The sequence below is a fragment of the Microvirga sp. BF8 genome, assembly GCF_059888585.1.
In genome coordinates this window covers 1,418,404-1,435,923 of sequence record NZ_CM187619.1, presented here as the reverse complement: position 1 = coordinate 1,435,923, position 17,520 = coordinate 1,418,404, and the positions used below count along the sequence as shown (strand labels likewise).

Here is a 17,520-nt window from a genome sequence, read left to right as displayed (position 1 = left end):
CCCGTACCAATACGAGGTTCGGCGTCGTGACGCGACGCTTTGCTCAAGGACCAGGGTGGCGATGGCCCCGCCACCCACCGGTTCGGATCGTGACAGGACCCTGGATCGGTTGGAGGATCGCTTCCATGTACCTGGCTTGATCATCGATCGCAGATCGGTCGCAGTGCGGTCATGGGCCCGGGATGCTTTTTGGGACATTCGAAACCTCCGCCGAGACGGCATTCCGCGGCACCCGTCGGCTCAACGGGTCGAAGCCCCTCATGAGTGCATTGCGTGAGCAGGTCGTGCTTCCACAGTCGCACCCTGGGCCGCACGCTGCCGCGCGAGCGCCTCGGGAACAGGATCAGCACGGCCGGAGCGCCCAGGCGCGGGATCATCACCCGCAGGACAGATCAAGCCGACGAGTGCTCACGGCGTGCTCCTGCTCCGCACCACGCACCGGAACCCGACATGGCTGGTGGAGGTGTCGACGGGCTCGGGTGGCGAGCGGCCGGGCGGTAGCGGCGGCAATAGTCCGGGGCGCACAGGTGCGAGCCGCCCTTGAGAACCTTGCCCGGGATCGCGATCTGCGGCTGGCAAAGGTCGTAGCTCGCCTCTTCGCCGCCGCCGCGCGGATTGTGCGGATGCAGCAGGGCCGGGCCGCGTCCGCCGGGTGCTTGGGCACAGCCCGTAGCCATTCGGCGGATATGTCCCAACCGGCGACGTCCGCTCATGGCCATCAAGGTTCGTTTTCTGGAACGGAGAGCCACCCTGCCAGGTGCTGGCCATGTGGCGTCCGCCGGGCGTCAGCTCGTCGCCCCAGGCGAACTCGGCACCCTCAAGGCCGCCGCGGGCGGCGAACTCCCACTCGGCTTCCGTCGGCAACTCCTTGCCGGCCCATAGGGCATAAGCCGCGGCATCGCGGCAAGATACAAGATCCTTGTCGGCCAGGAGCCGGATGTTGGGCGAGACCATACGGGATCGGAAACCCCTCGGGACCTCGGGAAACCGCCAGCTCGGGCGAGTACGAGGGTAGCACGGTCGAGGACGCGGCATTGTGGTAAAAGGTGGTAGGAACAGATGGTCGGCAGCGGCAAGGTGGATGATCGATCGGTGAGCAAGCAGGTCGGCCCTGGAGATCGGGCGGGGGGCGAGGCCTCCGGCAAGCGGGTTCCGCGCCGGTCCGCCGACCGGCTTCTGCTGGCTGCGGTGGTCCTGGTGCCGCTCGGCATCCTGGGCCTCGGAGCGTGGCTTGCCTGGGGACAGGCGTGGCGGCAGGCGGAGGCGGAGCTGGCCCGCACCGCCGATGCCGCAGCCGAGTACGCGGCCCACCTGCTGGACGGACACCTGCTGCTGGCCGACCGGGTCGACGACCTTCTCCGCGGCATGACCGACGAGGAGATCCGCGCGCGCGAGGGCGAATTGCACGCTGTGTTGCAGGGCATGGCTCAGACGCGGCCCTGGCTCCTGACGCTCTACGCCATCGACGCCGACGGCCGTCCCCTCGTCAGCGCCAACCTGTTCCCCGTCCCGCGTGACGCGGATCTCCGGGACCGCGACTTCTTCCAGGCGCTGCGCAATCGGACCACGCCGGGTCCCTATGTGAGCAAGGTCTACATCGGCCGCTTCGACGGGCAGCTCTTCTTCAGCGTTGCCGAGCGCCGCGGTCAGGCTGCGGATTCGGGCGCGCGACCGGCTTCCGATCAACTCATGATCGATCCGTTTCGCGGCGTCGTCCTGGTCTCGCTCCGCCCCAATGAGCTGGCCGCGGGGCTGCGCCGGCTCTCCGGGCACGAGGAGGATGCGGTCGCCTTGGTCCGCACCGACGGCGAGCTCCTCGCGCGCAGCACGGGATTTGATCGCCCGCCCCCTCCCCTGGCGGAGGGCAGCCCCATGCTGCCGGTGATGACGGCGGGCCTGGAGCGCGCCATCGTGCGTGGACGGTCCACCGTGGACGGGGTCGAGCGCGTCGCGGCGTTCCGGCGGATCGAGGACTGGCCCGTATATGCGTCGGCGGGACGCGCCCGCACAGCGATCCTGGCGCGATGGCGGGAGACGGTGGCCGTGCAACTGGGATTTGGCCTACCGGCCATTCTCGGCCTGTTCCTGCTGGTCGGCTCCACTTATCGGCGATCCCAGGAGGTGGCCGAGGCGCGGGAGGCGCTCCGTATCGAGGCCACCCGGAGCGCCGCGGCGGAGGCCCTGCGCGAGAGCGAGGAACGCCTCCGCCTGGCGCAGCAGGCGGGCGGCGTCGGCACATGGGACTGGGATGCGGTGCGCGGCGTTGCCACCTGCTCGGAGGCCTACTGCCGTCTGTATGGCCTGGATCCCAAAGGGCCCGGCCACCAAAGCGTGGAGGAATGGCTGGCACAGGTTCATCCCGACGACCGGGGCCGCGCTCGGCAGATAAGAGCCGCCACCATGGCGTCAGGGCATTTGGAAAACGAGTACCGCATCGTGCGGCCCGACGGCTCGGTGCGCTGGGTCGTCGACCGGGGTCTGCCCATCCATGACGCAGAGGGCCGGCTGGTCCGTCTTCTCGGCGCGAACGTCGACATCACTGAATCCCGCGAGGCTCAGGAGCGCCTGCGCGAGCTGCAGGCGCAGGTGCTGCATGCGTCCCGCCTGAGCGCCATGGGGCAGATGGCGGCGGCGATGGCGCACGAGCTGAACCAGCCGCTCGGCGCGGCGACGAACTTCGTGAATGCGGCCCGCATGACCCTGCGCGCGGGTACGCCCGACGGGGCTGAGCGCGCGCTCGCCCGGCTCGAGAAGGCGGCCGAACAGACCGTACGGGCCGGCGCGATCCTGCGGCGTCTGCGCGACTTCGTCGCCCGCGGCGAGACCGACAAGCGCGTGGCCAACGCCCGCCGTCTCGTCGAGGATGCCGTGGCGCTCTCCCTCGTGGGCAAACGCGATCCGGACTTGAGGATGCGGTTCGACTTCGATCCGTCCGATCCCTCGATCCTGGCGGACGGCACCCAGATTCAGCAGGTCATCTTCAACCTCGTGCGCAACGCGCTCGAGGCCATGGGCGGGCAGCTCAACCGGGAGATCGTCGTGGCCACGAAATCAGCCAGTGATGCGCAGCTGGAGATCTCGGTCGCCGATACCGGGCCGGGGCTGCCCCCGGATCCCGAGGTCCTGTTCGCGCCCTTTGCCACGTCGAAATCCACGGGCCTGGGGATCGGGCTGTCGATCTGCCGGACGATCGTCGAGGCCCACGGCGGACATCTTCGGGCCGAGTCGCGCCCGGATGGCGGCGCGGTCTTCCGGTTTACCGTTCCGGTTGCACCAGCAAGGGAGGTGATCGATGGCGAGCGGACGCACCATTCACGTGGTCGATGACGACGAGGCGATGCGGGACTCGCTGGTCGCGCTGCTCGAGGATGCCGGGTACGAGGCCCGCGCCTTTGCCTCGGCCGAGGAATTGCTGGCCCGCGGCATCCTCGAACCGGGCTGCGTGGTGAGCGACATCCGTATGCCGGGTATGGATGGTCTTACATTGCTCAAGAAGCTGCGAATGAAAGGAGATGGGCTGCCGCTGATCCTGATCACCGGACACGGCGATATCCCCCTGGCGGTCGCGGCCATGAAGGCAGGAGCGGTGGACTTCCTGGAGAAACCCTTCGAAGCCGAAACCCTGATTGCAGCCATCGAAGGCGGGCTGAGGCAGCAGGCCGATCCCTCATCACGGGAAGAGGATATCGAGGCGGCCTTCCGGTCTCTGGCGCGCCTGACAGCGCGCGAGCGCGAGGTGCTCGAGCGATTGGTCGCGGGAGACACGAACAAGGAGGTCGCCCGGAAGTTGGGGGTGAGCCATCGCACGGTCGAGTTCCACCGGGCGCACATTCTGGAGAAGACCGGCGCCAGGGGCCTGCCTGACCTTGTGCGGCTCTGGCTCGCGGCCGCCTGAGGACCAGCCCCTTCCATGCCTGTCCAACGAGCGGGCCGATCCGTCCTGGCCTCGTACTTGCACGAGTTCCCTCCTCCCGAGGATCTGCCAGAATCCGTTTCGCAGAGGCACCCCTCCCGCCCCCCTTGCTGCCTTTGCAAACTCGGCCCCGTCCGCAACTTTCCGGATGGGGCCGATTTTTGAAGACTCGGCAGCGAGAGGATGCCCTGCCACATGGCGCACCATTCGAAGGCCGGCCGTCTGCCGCGAGGACCGATTTCCGCGTGTCGAGCGAGACCCAGGGAACCGCGAGGCCCGGCAGTCATTCATCCTGCGCCGCTCCGCATGTCCCTTGCCAACCGGCATCCCTCCGCCGTAGGGGCGGCGCGACTCTCGAGGAGCAACCGACCATGGCCCGCAACCCTTTGACTCCCTTCCATCCCGGCTTCGGCTTTCCTGGGGGCGGTGATCCGTTCCTGTCCCTCCACCGTGACGTGAACCGCCTGTTCGACGATGTCCTGCGCGGCACAGGCCTGCCCGCCGCGGCGGGTAACCAAGGCCAGGGCAGGGTCGGCAACTTCGTCAATGCCAGCATGAACGTGTCGGAGACGCAGAACGAGATCCGCATCACGGCGGAACTGCCCGGCGTCACCGAGCAGGACATCGACGTCAGCCTTGACGACGACGTGCTCACCATCCGGGGCGAGAAGAAGTTCGAGCGCACGGACGACAAAGAAAACTTCCACTTCGTCGAACGGTCCTACGGTACCTTCCAGCGCTCGCTGCGGTTGCCCTACCCGGTGGATCCGGAGCGGGTGCAGGCAAGCTTCGAGAACGGCGTGCTCACCGTGACCGTACCGAAGACCGGGCAACAGGAGCGCTCCCGCCGCATCCAGGTGCAGGGCACGGGTGCCCAGGGCGCCCGGGGATCGCAAGGAAGCCAGGGCGCCGCGGGCGATGCCGGCGCTCCGGGCGGCACCCCGGACAGGACGGCGGGCGGTGCCGGCACCCGGTAAGCGAGAGCCGTAGCGGTCCGGGGCGACAAGCCCAGGTTAAGGATACCGACGGGCCGTGCACTCAGGTGAGCGGGGGCATCATGTTTAGCGTTGCTTCCCTCTCCCGCAGGCGCCAAGGAACTTGGCTTCCAACGGCCAGCATGGCTGGCATCGTGTCCTTTGCCTTCGGGCGATGAGTTTCCCCGCTACGAGATCAAGAGTACGGGCGAAGTCTACCGCCGCATTGCCTACGAAAACCAGCTCGTCACCTCGTTCACGATTTTCCGATAGACAGCGCACTCCGGAGGAGTTCATGCCCGACACGCAGAAGCTGGCCCGGTCCTGGTCTCCCCGCCATCCGATGGTGGCGATCCTCACATTGTCTTCGAACTGGAGGATGGCTTCAGGCTGTCGCTCACGGCGAGCTTCGCTCAGATCGAAGACATGGCGGATGTTCTGGATGATATTCTGGATGCCATAGCTCCTGGGGATGGAAGCGATCCTGGTCACGTGCCCGCTTTTCTTCAGAAGAGCAGGACTCAGCTCTAATGTCTTAAGCTTCCTGGGAGGCATGCTCTTAGACCAAGGGATGCGGCCCGCGCTGCTGGTGCTCGATAAGCTTGATTTTGGCGGCGGCCAGTTCCGCCAACGCACTATCAGGCGTGAGAGCTCGCAAATCCCTCGACGCTTGTTTGAGCTCGGCTAATGTCACTCCGTCAATAAGCGTTCGCTCGGCAACGCGCAGGGCTTTTTCATAGAACATCCGTCAATCCTCTGGTTCTCAAATGAGCCGCCATAGAGCCTTCGGAATGCGCCTTTCCTGCGCTTTCTCAGAGGTCATTCGGAGGTGCGTTCCGCGTACGGATCGGCAGGCTGGGGGATCCTTAGCGAGGTACGCCGCCTTTTTCGCATCCCAGGGCCGTCAACAGGATCCAATTATCCGGCCCGTTCTCAATCCACCGGCATTGACTGGCAAATGCCAGTCCGCGCTCAAGGTCTTCGCCGCGCTGGCCCAGGCTTAGAGTCCACCAATGTCTGAGGCTTTGAACCGAAGCGCCTTGCCCTTGCGGCTTCCCCATCCCATGGGCAAGATGCCGGACGATATGGAGCGCAATGCTTTCGATGGACATGCCACTCATAGCCTGTGCCTTTCGTTTCAATGTGCATGTCTATTGCGGCCGGCTTTACTCAACCGGGCTTGGCAGAGATCAGCAGCCGATGCAGATGCTTTTCGAGATCTCTCTCATCCGGCGGTCACGAGCGCGCTCCAATGCCTCGGACCTGTCGCGTGCCTCCTTCGCGATAGCAGACAATTGAACCGCTTGATCAGCAGGAGACACCTGCATTGACCTTGACGCACCGACATCTACCCGGGTCCGTTCTTCTGAATGTCCAAATTGAGGGAAGACCACCAAGCCCAATGCGGCGGCGACAATGAAAAATCTCAATGAAAGCTCCTGCTGGAGCACTTCATTGGCCCCTTTTCCATATATACGCTCTATATTCCTCAGTAGCGAACAAAGTTTTTATGATTGATCCTTCGCCCCAATAACTGATCTCAGTCATTACAATGTTTAGTGGCATTAGGATCACTACAAGCTGAATAGCGTACCCATTTGGCCATCGCCTTGAAATGGCTCTCCATTCAGCCAATCTTCAATTATCGACTTTAGCCGGACATATGGTCAGTTTCGACTTTCGCTCCCAGGCGCGCGCTCCTCTCTCTCCAAACATCGAGAACAACGCAGTTTCGATTCGTTGCAAGGAATTGCGCTTGTATACTCTGTGGGGCTGAAAAGTTTGCGTCATGATGACAGGTCGAGTGAAGCCCTACGATGAAGCTGGAGGCTTCATCCAACCCGATGATGGCGGTCATGATGTATTCGTCAACGCCATCGCGGTTGAGCGCGCTGGACTACGCGGGCTTGTCGAGGGACAAGATTTTGTTCGAAGCGTTCCCTGGCCCACCAACCTATGTGGAGCGAGCCTCAACTTTGAGTCACGCACCGTCAGGGTTTCGATCTGAAGATGGAATATCCCGGTCGCCATAGCCGCGCCGCCCATTGAGCTTTACTTTCGGTGGCGGCGCGGGGCGATCTTCCAACATCCTCACGGCTTTCCAGACCGAGTTCACGACTCTCTGGGCGAGGCTGATATGGCTTCTGCTCATGGTTAGCTCCCTTGCCGACTTCGATGTCGTGCTGCGGCAATAGCTTTGCCGCAGCTAGTCCGATGCTCTGGGGCCGCGAACGTCCGCGAATGCCACCGCCATTACCGGTTGATTGGCTCTGTCCATGATCTCGACACACCAGCTTCGCCGGTCTTCGCCCTGCTGAACGCCTTCCGCCATCATGTCACGGGCCATGGCGACAGCGACGTCTCTCGCAGCCTGGAGGTCAGGGTACCTGTTTCCTTCAGGGTCCTCAACGAGGCGGCTCCCAGTCTGGCCGTTGAAATAATAGAGAGCGGTTTCTGCTTCAGGAAGCGATGGAGGTGCCGCACTGAAATAGTGACCTGATCGGGGCGCGCCACCTTCATCATCCCACCGTGTGAGATCCTGACGCTGGCTTGTGGCGAGCCCAACGGTCTGGCAATGCCAGGACCGACGCGGTTCGTCGCGCATGCTTGTTCAAGCGCCCCCTCCCGACCTCCTGCTGCAACTGGGATTCCTAGACAACGTGGTCGTAGGTCTGATCATCGCTCCGGATCTGATACTGAGGCTCCCGGCTTCCGGTAGGAAGCAGGGAAACAATCTCATATCCGCTGACCCAGATCTTGTTGGGCGAATAGTCCTCGGCGTAGCTGACATGCCGGCCAATGACGTAACGATGCATTCTCATGACAGGATCCTTTCCTGCCTACCGTAAAACCCAATAAAACACAGCATACTCCTTCATGTAGTCACTAGATATACAAAACAAAATTATTCGATTTTATTTATATCGGTATCTGTAAACAGACTCATGATGCCCATATGATATCAAGATTGACTGTCGGCCTTTTGCGATTGGTCAAGGTTGATATCTGCGAGCGATTGCGGAGGTCCCCCATGTGTCTGAACAGCCGCTTCATGTTTGATCTTCGGCACTACCAAGCTCCCGACGGTCCCGGGCTGACACTACACGCGTTGGCGATGATGCGGAGGCGTACGCCATCGCGGTCTTTGAGCTTGTGGCCGCGGCAGCCGATGAGGCAGCACTCGCGGTCTGGCAGGCAATCCTTGGGCGCAACGATGCTGATGCGGCGGATCTGCCCGAGGTGAAATCACACAGTCCACACGTGCCCACTTCCAGGAATGCTCCGGCTGTCCAGTCGGCATTCCAAGTCTCTGCGCGGATGGAAAGATCGAGGTGGAAGATCGAGGCATCGCCAAAGGGCGTGTGGCCTGTCGGTTCCTCTAGCAAGGCGGTGCGTCAGCAATGTTTATCATCGAGTTTTTTCGGGTCCGGGACACGGACCAGGCCCACGCCACGCTCGGCCGGGTTGAACATGACACCACCAATCTGGAGGACGCCAAAGTGAGAGCCCGGTCGCTCTTTGAGACTTTGGACATGCCGCAAAAACCGGATGCCCTGCGGGTCGTCGATGAGCGTGGCGAGGAGGTGTTTGTCTGGAGCCCGAAGGGTCACAGGACCTGAGCAAGCGACAGCGGCCCTCCGGGTATGTTGTTCACTTCACCCGAGCCCGACGGGAGGATAGCGATGGCGAATGTTCACTACATGATCGTGGAGCACCAGGGCGGGTGGGCCTTACAAAGTCGGCGACGTGTTCTCGGAATGCTACGCCACCCATGGCGAGGCCCGTGAGGCTGCGGAGCGGGCCGCCGCCCTAGCAGATGCTGCCGGGCGCAACCGAAGACATCGAGTTCCAAGACGAGGCGGGCGATTGGCACGAAGAAATCTCTCTGGGAAAGGACCGACCAGAGACAGACGTCGCCGGCTGAGGGACAGCCCTCGCAACGTGGCAGCTTGCACGCCAGGGATGTTCTTCCTCGCTCAGACGCCGGGAAAGACCCTCGAAGAACCTGTCGAGGCAGCTACATGATACCTGAGGCGAAGAATGGCCGCTTGGGAGTTCTCGCCACCGACCTAGGAGCCGAAGATGACGAAGGCACGAAAGCTGTACAGTAGCCCAACTGGCGACCGCTGGTTCTTAATCCGCAATGCGTCGGGGGAGGTTTTCGTTCGGCATGAAGCCAACTCAGCCTCTGGCGGCAATGTCGGTCATATCGAGATCGGAGCCTTCCTGAATTCTGGGCACGGCCCTGAACACCAGGAGCTAATCCGCCTGATCGGGTCCTTGTTGGACGAGGAGACATCGCACCTCTGACGTGGACCCGGTTGCGCCCGAATGCCAGCGGCGGCAGACGGGTGTGCATCGCACGAGGCTGGCAAACGCTAAAACCGCCCCATTAAGCACAGCCCCGACCTCTGATAAGCTCGAACGCCCGCAAGTCTTTCCTCAATTAAAAGCAAAGATAGACAGCACTTGTTATTCTCTAGTAATAGACCTATATAGTTTTTATCGGATTTTGGCCGGACAATCGGGTCGTTTCGCTTTTGACATTGTCGGGCGCACGTTCGGACTCTCTTACCATTACATCGACAAATCGAGTTGAGGTCGCGCTTTTGCGCGCCGTCCCTCACGTGCATCTACGGCAATCACGAAAGGTTACCCCCATGATCATGGGCACAGTGAAATTCTACAACGACATGAAGGGCTTCGGCTTCATCCAGCCGAACGATGGCAGCAAGGACGTGTTCGTTCATGCCACTGCCCTTGAGCGCGCCGGCATGCGTGGCCTGGTCGAAGGCCAGAAGGTCTCCTTCGACACGGCAGAAGACCGCCGCTCCGGCAAGATCGCCGTCAACAACATCGAAACAGCGTGATTGCTGATGACCGGCTCAGGACATAGGCCTGTGCCGCTCGGTCCTGAAGCCGCTCCCTTGTGGGGCGGCTTTTTGTTTGCGCTCGCAATCACCCGGCAGCGGTTGTCCGTCCGGCCCTGCCTGACAGCAGTCGGGCTCCAGGAGCAATGAATGTCTCACAAGTATAAAGTTCGTCAGCTCGTCCGCATCACCCACCCGAACTTCTCGGATAAGCGCGCAACGACAAGCGGCATCTACGAGGTGACCCGCCTCATGCCGGCCGATCAGACCGGTGAGGTCTCCTACCGCATCAAATCGTCCGGCTTCGGCGAGCGCGCCGTGCGCGAGAGCGAGATCACGGCGCAGGCGTGAACCCTTTGACCAGCGCAGATTCCTTCTTTCGCGGATCGCAAATCTACGATCCTGTCGCCCTGCTTCGACAGGGCGATGAGGCCTTGTACGTTGCTCGGGTCGGCCGGAAGGCGTCACGCCAGTTCATGATCCTCACGCCAACAGGCGAGCCTGCGTGGCCACATGAGCCAATCGGCAGCCTCTCCGACGTTGCCTGGGCCCTTCGAGCCCACGCGTGGCACCTCGTGACGCCCGAGTCTATCGGCGAGAGTACCCAGCAAGCCAAGACGCTGGCGCGCCTGCTCACGGAGCGAGCCTAACAACAACCGGTGCGGAGATGAATGCAAGGATGAGATCACATCGCTGGCAACAATTTCGCTTCTAAACCCGCAGGAGGAGGCTCGCCATGGGCGACCAACCAACCAAGCTTGACGCCCATCGCGGCATGGCAGCCCAGAAAGCCACTGATCTTCGACGCCTGCGGTCCGAGGTTGAGGCCGACCAGGCAGCACTCCACGCAAGACAAGCAGAACTCGAAGATCTGCTTGCGGCCGCACCCGCCACCGTTTGGCCGGAGGCTGTCGAGAAGGCGCGCTACCTGCTGGGTTTGTTTGCGCGGAGCTTGGACGCATCCGATCTGCGTCGCCGCACGCTGATCGACCGCGTGCTGACCGACTTCGATCATCTGCTCGACAAGCCGTCCACGACTGAGACAATCTTTCCCAAATCCTGACCGACAATGGAGTATCCCATGGCCAGAGGCGAGAAGCGCGGTAACCGCGAAGCAAAGAAGCCGAAGCAGGAAAAGCCCAAGAACCCGATCCCAGCGTCTCCCTTCGTGAACCAGGGCAAGGGCAGCACCCCGGCGAAACCGGCCGGCGGCAAGCGGGTATCGTAACTGGACCGCGACGGAAGTGAAATCAATCGGAGTCTGACCCGACACCCGCTGGCATCATTCCGGGACAAACCGGAGAGCGAGTGAGTGCCTTCCATCGCGGCGGCCAGTTCGTCGCCGGGATCGAGGCTACCCGCATGCCCATGGTGGCGATCGACGCCACGGTCGACCGCAAAACCGTTATTTAAGGGTATCAGTCCTTCATCGACCGGTTCGTGAGAAGGACCTGGACAAACCCGATGGGCAAGGTCGCGTAATTCACAGAAGCCCATGCATGGAACTCTTCCAGGGTCGCGGCACTATTGAGCTATCTCGTCGCGGGGTTGAGGGATAAAAAGGGGCTCCGCCGCCGCTGCTGTTACGGGCGGCTTTGGCTTCAAGCCACCCAGCCCTGAGCGCCCCAGCATTCCTGTCTGAGTGCAGATAAGGGATAAGGGTCGCCATGAACACCACTCAAGTCAGCCGGCAGGCGGTGGTTGTCCTTCTTGCGGAGGACGAAGCTCTCGGTCGCATGATGGCTGTGGATGTGCTGCGGGAAGAAGGCAGTTTCAAAGTCATTGAGGTGGTCGATGCGGATGAAGCCTTGGCCTTACTTGAGGCGACAGCCGACATTCGAGTTCTCGTGACTGATGTGGAAATGCCAGGTTCCCTGGACGGCTTTACGCTGGCCCGTGTGGTCAGGAAGGCCTGGCCTCGGATCGGGCTCGTGGTGACGTCAGGCAGAATGGCACCTGGGCCGGAAGAACTTCCCTCAGGCGCGCTGTTCATTCCCAAGCCTTACAGGCCCGCCGATCTGGTTGCCGGCGTGAGGACAGTGCTGCCGCCAGACCCGACTGAGATCCCTGCTGAAGCCGCAGTTCCCGCGCTTCCCTCCGGGATCAAAATCAGCGAGCCCCACACCGGCACAGGCGCTGCGGGCGGCTTGGCCCAGCCCCTTCCTGAGCCCGAGGAATAGAGCTGATAGGAGCGCGGAATTTCGCAGAACGGGATGACGGAACCGTGTCAGACGCAAACCATGTTGGGACGGCTAGAGTCAGCTCTGGGTCAAGCAGTTAAACTCGTTTACTGACAGGAACGACCAGTGTTCCTATCCAAAGCGGAAGCTCGCCCCCGTCCGGAACGTGCATTAGCGGCCCTTGCAAGAAGCCGTGTTGAGCGGATCTGCACTTGCATTTCCGGTGATAATTCTATAAGTCTCGACATATGGAATCACACAACGTCATCCTCGCCCTCGCGGCCCTCGCCCAGCCGACCCGCCTTGACGTGTTCCGCCTCTTGGTGACGCACGAACCCGATGGCCTGCCTGCGGGCAACGTCGCACGGGAGCTGGCGGTCCCGCATAACACCATGTCCTCACACCTGGGGATTCTGTCCCGGGCAGGGCTCGTCCGATCCGAGCGCCGCAGCCGCTCGATCATCTACCGTGCCGATCTCGACCAGCTCCGAGAGGTTGTGACCTTCCTGCTCAAGGATTGCTGCGACGGACACCCGGACGTGTGTGCCCCTCTTGTGGACGCCCTGACGCCCTGCTGTCCTCCGAAGGAGAAAGCCCATGGCTGACCGTCCCTACAACGTCCTGTTCCTGTGCACGGGCAACACCGCCCGCTCGATCCTGGCCGAGGGCATCCTGCGCAAGGACGGCTCCGGACGCTTCAACGCGTTCTCGGCCGGCAGCCAGCCCAAGGGCACAGTCAATCCGTCCGCCCTGAAGGTGCTCGACAGCCTCGGCTACCCTACCGACGGCTTCCGCTCCAAGAGCTGGGACGAGTTCGCCGGACCGGATGCGCCCGCGATGGACTTCATCTTCACCGTCTGCGACAGCGCCGCCAGCGAGGCCTGTCCGGTGTGGCTAGGCCATCCCGCCACGGCCCACTGGGGCATCAAGGATCCCGCCGCCATCGAAGGCACCGACATCGAGAAGGAACGGGCCTTCGTCCAGGCGGCCAAATACCTCAAGAACCGGATCTCCGCCTTTCTGGCGCTGCCGATGGCGAGCCTCGACGAAGTCGCGCTGACCCATCACCTGCGGGAGATCGGCCGCCTTGAGGGCGCCACCTGCGGCACCGTTCTCCCCTTCGACCGCCGCTCGGCCTGAGGTTACCGCCATGGACGTCATCATCTACCACAACCCGGACTGCGGCACGTCCCGCAACACCCTGGCCATGATCCGCAACGCAGGCATCGAGCCGCACGTCATCGAGTACCTGAAGATGCCTCCGACGCGGCTCCTGTTGCGGCAGCTCATTGATCGGATGGGGGTCGCGGTCCGCGACGTCATCCGCGAGAAGGGCACGCCCTACCACGAGCTCGGGCTCGACGATCCATCCCTGAGCGACGATCTACTCCTCGACGCCATGATGGCGCATCCGATCCTGATCAACCGTCCGATCGTCGTCACGCCCAAGGGTGTGCGCCAGTGCCGTCCGTCCGAGTCCGTGCTCGACCTCCTGCCGCCGCAGCTCGGCGAGTTCCGCAAGGAGGACGGCGAGATCGTCGTCGACGCCTCCGGGCGCCGCGCGGCCACCGCCTGAAGGAATCCCGCATGTCCATCTTCGAACGCTACCTGACCCTCTGGGTCGCCCTGTGCATCGTCGCGGGCATTGCCCTCGGCCACGTCTTCCCCGGGTTCTTCCACGCCGTCGGCGCGCTGGAGGTCGCCAAGGTCAACCTGCCGGTGGCGGCCCTGATCTGGCTCATGATCATCCCGATGCTGATCAAGATCGACTTCGCCTCGCTCGGGCGTGTGCGCGAGCATTGGCGCGGCATCGGCGTGACCCTGTTCATCAACTGGGCGGTGAAGCCGTTCTCGATGGCGGCGCTCGGCTGGCTGTTCATCGGCTACGTGTTCAGGCCCTACCTGCCCGCGGACCAGATCAACTCCTACATCGCCGGCCTGATCATCCTGGCGGCGGCGCCCTGCACCGCGATGGTGTTCGTGTGGAGCCACCTGACCAAGGGCGAGCCTCACTTCACCCTGAGTCAGGTGGCGCTCAATGACGTCATCATGGTCGTGGCCTTCGCGCCCATCGTCGGGCTGCTGCTCGGGCTCTCGGCCATCACGGTGCCGTGGGATACGCTCCTGCTCTCGGTCGTGCTCTACATCGTCATCCCGGTGGTCCTGGCACAGCTTCTGCGCTCTCGCCTGTTGGCCAGCGGTGGGGAGGCGTCCCTGACCGGATTGCTCCGGGTGTTGCAGCCGCTGTCGCTGGTATCCCTGCTCGCCACCCTGGTGCTGCTGTTCGGCTTCCAGGGCGAGCAGATCCTGGCGCAGCCGCTGATCATTGCCATGCTGGCGGTGCCGATCCTGATCCAGGTCTACTTCAACTCCGGCTTGGCCTACCTTCTCAACCGGGTCGCGGGCGAGCAGCACTGCGTCGCCGGCCCGTCCGCCCTGATCGGCGCATCAAACTTCTTCGAGCTCGCCGTAGCTGCCGCGATCAGCCTGTTCGGGTTCAATTCGGGCGCGGCACTGGCGACAGTGGTGGGCGTGCTGATCGAAGTGCCCGTGATGCTCTCGGTCGTCTGGATCGTGAACAGGAGCCAGGGCTGGTACGAGCACGGCGCCAAGCGTGCGATGCCTCTCGTACGCCGGGCTCCCGCCGGGGAGTGAGCTTCGGTCGCTCTTCATCCGCGGGTGGGGTGTTGGCCAGTCGAAGGGACCATCATGCCGCTCTCGATCGAGTGACTGAGCGCGGAAAGAGGTGATGGAACGTACCGGCGCAGGTAATCCGCATGGCCGCCCGGCTGCGGCTTAATGCCGGAACTTGCCCGCCGCGATCGCCAAGTGATGCGGCTGGTGGTGACCGCCCTGCACCATCAGGCCCATGAACCCGAGCGCCTGGAGCTTCGGCACCTTCTTCGGGTCGCTTGACGTGACCGTGAGCCTGACCCCGTTCGGCATCTCCGCGGTGGAGGTGGACCAATCGTTGGTCCCGTTCAGTTCGCGGGCATGAGCCGGCACCATGCGCCTGATCGCGTCGAGGACACGCCCCGCTCCGGTCACCGCGATCTCGACGCCGTTGTCGAGCCGCCTCTCGTCGGCGGCTGCATGAAGGGTGACCTCGTTCATGTCGATGAGATGCTCGCGCAATGCCGCGATGTCGACCTTCGACCAATGCGTGTTCGGATCCGCCTCCAGCAATCGCACGACCTCCTGAATCGCCCCGAACGCATCCTGGCCCGGAAGGGTCGGCTGCGTGGCTTCCCCGGAGGGCTGGTGCTTCATGCCGTGCGCGCCCGTGCCGCCCTGCCCCTGCATCATCTGCTGGTGCATCCGCATCATGTCCTTGGGCATGCCGCCTTCCATCATGTCGGCATGGGGCGGCATCCGTTGCCCGGCCGGAGCTGCCGTTGCGTGGTCGGGCATGCTCGGGTGTCCGTGCGTCATCTGGGCGGATGCGGAGAGGGTGGTGGCCAGGAGCGCCGCGGCGACGACGCCGGATTTGACCAAGAGGGACATGACGAAACTCCTTCGCTTTAGCCTGACGCCTCCTACGTACACCGGAACCGCCCGCTCGCGTATGATCCGGATCATACGTTGGCGCTTTCAGACCGACTTCCAGAGGACGATGGCCTGATCGGTCCGCGCGATGACACCCTCCGCCTCGAGCGCCGCAACCGTGCGATAGAAGGCCTCACGGGTCAGCCCGAGGTCCGCGGCCATGTCCTGCAATTGGCCATCCAGGGCCACCGTCCGCCCGTCCGGCCCCGCTGTCAGAAGCAGGTACTGAAACACGCGCTCCCGGGCCGAGCGGATATTCCGCAGTTCGAGCCGCGAGCGCAGCCCCTGCACCTGGCGGGCCAGGCGCGCGATCAGCGCCTCCGACAGTTCGGGGTTCGCGCGCAGGGCCGTCAGCAGTTGGTCCTTCGGGTATTGCCAGACCCGGGAAGGGACGGCGGCGACCGCGTCGCAGTGATACATCTCGGAGAACAGGGCAGCCTCCGCGAAAAGCTCGCCTGCCCGTGCCGTGTGGAGCACGACCAAGTGGTCATCGACGGTCTGGCGCACGAGCCGGACCCGGCCGCTCTCGACTGCGTACACCGCAGTCGCGGGGTTCCCCTGGCCGAACAGGATGTCGCCAGCGGCGAGCTCGCGGAGTGGAGCCCGTGACCCCAGCGTCTCCTGAAGCCACGTGGCGGATGGCATTCTCACTGCACCTCTCCAATTCCCGGTCTGTAGCAGGCATCCTTGTACCCCGGCCGCACACTACGCAACGGCTGCGTGGGGGCGTGGCTGCCGTCCTGACCAAGGTACACCTTGAGCGATGTCGATGCGGATTTTCCCGCCGGGCACCATGGTTCCTCCCCAGTCCTCACGCCCATCACCCGGGAGACCATGCTTATGTCCCAGCGCGAAATCGTGCTCTGCCATCCGGTGCGTACCGCCATCGGCACCTACAACGGCTCGCTGAAGACGAAACCGCCACGGACCTAGGGGCCGCCGTCGTGCACGAGACCCTGAAGCAGTCCGGCCTCGACGCAGGAAAGATCGGCTCGGTGGTCATGGGCAACGTCGTCCAGGCCGGCAACAGGATGAACCCGGCCCGGCAAGCGGCCCTCCATGGCAGCGTTCCGGTGGAGGTGCCCGCCATCACGGTCAACCGCGTCTGCGGATCCGGCGCACAGGCTATCGCCTCGGCCGCACAGGAGATCTGGCTTGGGCACCATGACGCCGCCATCGCCGGCGGTATGGAGAACATGGACATGGCCCCGTACCTGATGACCGGAGGGCGGTGGGGCTACCGGATGGGCAATGCCCAGATCTACGACAGCATGCTGCACGACGGCCTGAACGATGCCTTCTCGGGCGAGCATTCGGGCTGGCACACGGAGGACCTCGTCTCGCAGCACCAGATCTCCCGCGACGACCAGGACCGGTGGGCCGCGCGTTCGCAGCAACGGTTCTCGAAAGCTCAGGCCGAGGGCAGGTTCGACCAGGAGATCGTGCCGGTCGAGATCAAGGGGCGCAAGGGGCCGGAGCCGTTCGCCCGCGACGAGCACAATCGCGTCGACACGACGGTGGACAGTCTCTCGAAGCTGAAGCCCGCCTTCCGCAAGGACGGCACGATCACCGCCGGCAATGCTCCCGGTCTCAACACGGGCGCGGCCGCGATGATCGTGGCCGAGCGCGGCTTCGCCGAGAAGAACGACCTCGGGCCGAGCGTGCGCCCCGCAGCCTATGGCATCGGCGCCGTGGAGCCGGGCATGTTCGGTATCGGTTCGGTGCCGGCCGTGCGGCAGGCGCTGGAGCGGGCCGGATGGTCCCTGGGAGACGTTGACCGGGTCGAGATCAACGAGGCCTTCGCCGCCATCGCGCTCGCGGTGACCCGCGAGCTGGGACTCGCCGAGGACATCGTCAACGTCGAGGGCGGCGCGATTGCCCATGGCCACCCCATCGGGGCGACGGGTGCGGTCCTGACGACGCGGCTTGCCCACTCCATGCGGCGGGATGGGCTGAAGCGTGGTATCGTGACCCTGTGCATCGGTGGCGGCCAGGGCATCGCCCTGGCCGTCGAGACACTCTCCTGAGGTCGGAGA

Annotated in this window: 21 protein-coding genes and 3 pseudogenes; 17 read left to right on the top strand and 7 right to left on the bottom strand. The window is 63.7% G+C overall.

The genetic code is table 11. The annotated features are described in order from the left end of the window. Positions 1-408: 408 nt before the first annotated feature. A pseudogene (locus tag AC522E_RS06950) lies at positions 409-912 on the bottom strand (SUMF1/EgtB/PvdO family nonheme iron enzyme); the annotation flags it as partial. A 165-nt stretch (positions 913-1,077) separates the two neighbouring features. On the opposite strand from AC522E_RS06950, the gene AC522E_RS06945 reads away from it, so the two are divergent. The 3 genes from AC522E_RS06945 (at position 1,078) to AC522E_RS06935 (ending at position 4,890) form a co-directional block, all read left to right on the top strand. Then, positions 1,078-3,327 (top strand): ATP-binding protein, encoded by a 2,250-nt coding sequence (locus AC522E_RS06945; RefSeq protein WP_500749672.1) that lies wholly within the window; start codon positions 1,078-1,080, stop codon positions 3,325-3,327. Then, on the top strand, positions 3,293-3,895 hold the full coding sequence (locus AC522E_RS06940; RefSeq protein ID WP_500749671.1) for a response regulator transcription factor: 603 nt from the start codon (positions 3,293-3,295) through the stop codon (positions 3,893-3,895). The genes AC522E_RS06945 and AC522E_RS06940 overlap by 35 nt, the downstream gene beginning before the upstream one ends. Before the next feature lie 389 nt (positions 3,896-4,284). Continuing rightward, the gene (locus AC522E_RS06935; protein ID WP_500749669.1) at positions 4,285-4,890 is read left to right on the top strand and encodes an Hsp20/alpha crystallin family protein; all 606 of its coding nucleotides are present in this window, start codon (positions 4,285-4,287) and stop codon (positions 4,888-4,890) included. 84 nt (positions 4,891-4,974) lie between these two features. Here the strand turns inward: AC522E_RS06935 and AC522E_RS06930 are convergent, their stop codons facing one another. Both AC522E_RS06930 and AC522E_RS06925 read right to left on the bottom strand, forming a co-directional pair. Further along, complete coding sequence (locus AC522E_RS06930; protein WP_500749667.1) at positions 4,975-5,379, bottom strand: hypothetical protein; 405 nt, start codon at positions 5,377-5,379, stop codon at positions 4,975-4,977. 67 nt (positions 5,380-5,446) lie between these two features. Further along, the gene (locus AC522E_RS06925) at positions 5,447-5,632 is read right to left on the bottom strand and encodes a hypothetical protein (protein WP_500749665.1); all 186 of its coding nucleotides are present in this window, start codon (positions 5,630-5,632) and stop codon (positions 5,447-5,449) included. 1,044 nt (positions 5,633-6,676) lie between these two features. On the opposite strand from AC522E_RS06925, the pseudogene AC522E_RS06920 reads away from it, so the two are divergent. After that, positions 6,677-6,808: pseudogene (locus AC522E_RS06920) on the top strand (cold-shock protein); the annotation flags it as partial. Between the two features lie 285 nt (positions 6,809-7,093). Here AC522E_RS06920 and AC522E_RS06915 read toward each other — a convergent pair. Next, entirely contained in the window at positions 7,094-7,492 is a 399-nt protein-coding gene (locus AC522E_RS06915) for a DUF6894 family protein (RefSeq protein WP_500749664.1), read from the bottom strand. A 46-nt stretch (positions 7,493-7,538) separates the two neighbouring features. Beyond that, positions 7,539-7,709 carry a hypothetical protein gene (locus AC522E_RS06910; RefSeq protein ID WP_500749662.1) on the bottom strand — a complete coding sequence of 57 codons (171 nt, stop codon included), beginning with the start codon at positions 7,707-7,709 and terminating at the stop codon, positions 7,539-7,541. A 579-nt stretch (positions 7,710-8,288) separates the two neighbouring features. On the opposite strand from AC522E_RS06910, the gene AC522E_RS06905 reads away from it, so the two are divergent. The 12 genes from AC522E_RS06905 (at position 8,289) to arsB (ending at position 14,593) form a co-directional block, all read left to right on the top strand. Beyond that, a complete protein-coding gene (locus tag AC522E_RS06905) occupies positions 8,289-8,507 on the top strand; it encodes a hypothetical protein (RefSeq protein WP_500749661.1) in 219 nt (72 codons plus the stop codon). Positions 8,508-8,970: 463 nt separating this feature from the next. Beyond that, positions 8,971-9,198 carry a hypothetical protein gene (locus tag AC522E_RS06900; RefSeq protein ID WP_500749660.1) on the top strand — a complete coding sequence of 76 codons (228 nt, stop codon included), beginning with the start codon at positions 8,971-8,973 and terminating at the stop codon, positions 9,196-9,198. Between the two features lie 350 nt (positions 9,199-9,548). Next, positions 9,549-9,758 (top strand): cold-shock protein, encoded by a 210-nt coding sequence (locus tag AC522E_RS06895; protein ID WP_414470657.1) that lies wholly within the window; start codon positions 9,549-9,551, stop codon positions 9,756-9,758. Positions 9,759-9,908: 150 nt separating this feature from the next. Further along, positions 9,909-10,109, top strand: a complete 201-nt coding sequence (locus AC522E_RS06890) for a hypothetical protein (protein WP_134499942.1) — start codon at positions 9,909-9,911, stop codon at positions 10,107-10,109. A 5-nt stretch (positions 10,110-10,114) separates the two neighbouring features. Further along, positions 10,115-10,408, top strand: a complete 294-nt coding sequence (locus AC522E_RS06885; RefSeq protein ID WP_500749658.1) for a hypothetical protein — start codon at positions 10,115-10,117, stop codon at positions 10,406-10,408. A gap of 86 nt (positions 10,409-10,494) precedes the next feature. Beyond that, a complete protein-coding gene (locus tag AC522E_RS06880; protein ID WP_500749656.1) occupies positions 10,495-10,821 on the top strand; it encodes a hypothetical protein in 327 nt (108 codons plus the stop codon). A gap of 18 nt (positions 10,822-10,839) precedes the next feature. Then, positions 10,840-10,986, top strand: coding sequence for a hypothetical protein (locus AC522E_RS06875; protein ID WP_500749655.1), 147 nt, complete (start codon positions 10,840-10,842; stop codon positions 10,984-10,986). 439 nt (positions 10,987-11,425) lie between these two features. After that, a complete protein-coding gene (locus tag AC522E_RS06870; protein ID WP_500749653.1) occupies positions 11,426-11,938 on the top strand; it encodes a response regulator in 513 nt (170 codons plus the stop codon). Positions 11,939-12,186: 248 nt separating this feature from the next. After that, on the top strand, positions 12,187-12,543 hold the full coding sequence (locus tag AC522E_RS06865; RefSeq protein WP_500749652.1) for an ArsR/SmtB family transcription factor: 357 nt from the start codon (positions 12,187-12,189) through the stop codon (positions 12,541-12,543). Continuing rightward, a complete protein-coding gene (locus AC522E_RS06860; RefSeq protein ID WP_500749651.1) occupies positions 12,536-13,078 on the top strand; it encodes an arsenate reductase ArsC in 543 nt (180 codons plus the stop codon). The genes AC522E_RS06865 and AC522E_RS06860 overlap by 8 nt, the downstream gene beginning before the upstream one ends. Positions 13,079-13,088: 10 nt before the next feature. Then, on the top strand, positions 13,089-13,514 hold the full coding sequence (gene arsC, locus AC522E_RS06855) for an arsenate reductase (glutaredoxin) (RefSeq protein WP_500749650.1): 426 nt from the start codon (positions 13,089-13,091) through the stop codon (positions 13,512-13,514). A gap of 11 nt (positions 13,515-13,525) precedes the next feature. Next, the gene (arsB, locus tag AC522E_RS06850) at positions 13,526-14,593 is read left to right on the top strand and encodes an ACR3 family arsenite efflux transporter (protein ID WP_500749648.1); all 1,068 of its coding nucleotides are present in this window, start codon (positions 13,526-13,528) and stop codon (positions 14,591-14,593) included. A gap of 141 nt (positions 14,594-14,734) precedes the next feature. Here arsB and AC522E_RS06845 read toward each other — a convergent pair whose 3' ends face one another. After that, a complete protein-coding gene (locus tag AC522E_RS06845) occupies positions 14,735-15,442 on the bottom strand; it encodes a hypothetical protein (RefSeq protein WP_500749647.1) in 708 nt (235 codons plus the stop codon). An 87-nt stretch (positions 15,443-15,529) separates the two neighbouring features. Then, positions 15,530-16,129 carry a Crp/Fnr family transcriptional regulator gene (locus AC522E_RS06840; protein ID WP_500750602.1) on the bottom strand — a complete coding sequence of 200 codons (600 nt, stop codon included), beginning with the start codon at positions 16,127-16,129 and terminating at the stop codon, positions 15,530-15,532. Between the two features lie 195 nt (positions 16,130-16,324). Between AC522E_RS06840 and AC522E_RS06835 the strand changes: the two are divergent. Beyond that, positions 16,325-17,511 (top strand): annotated as a pseudogene (locus AC522E_RS06835) (thiolase family protein). The last annotated feature ends 9 nt before the right edge of the window (positions 17,512-17,520 follow it).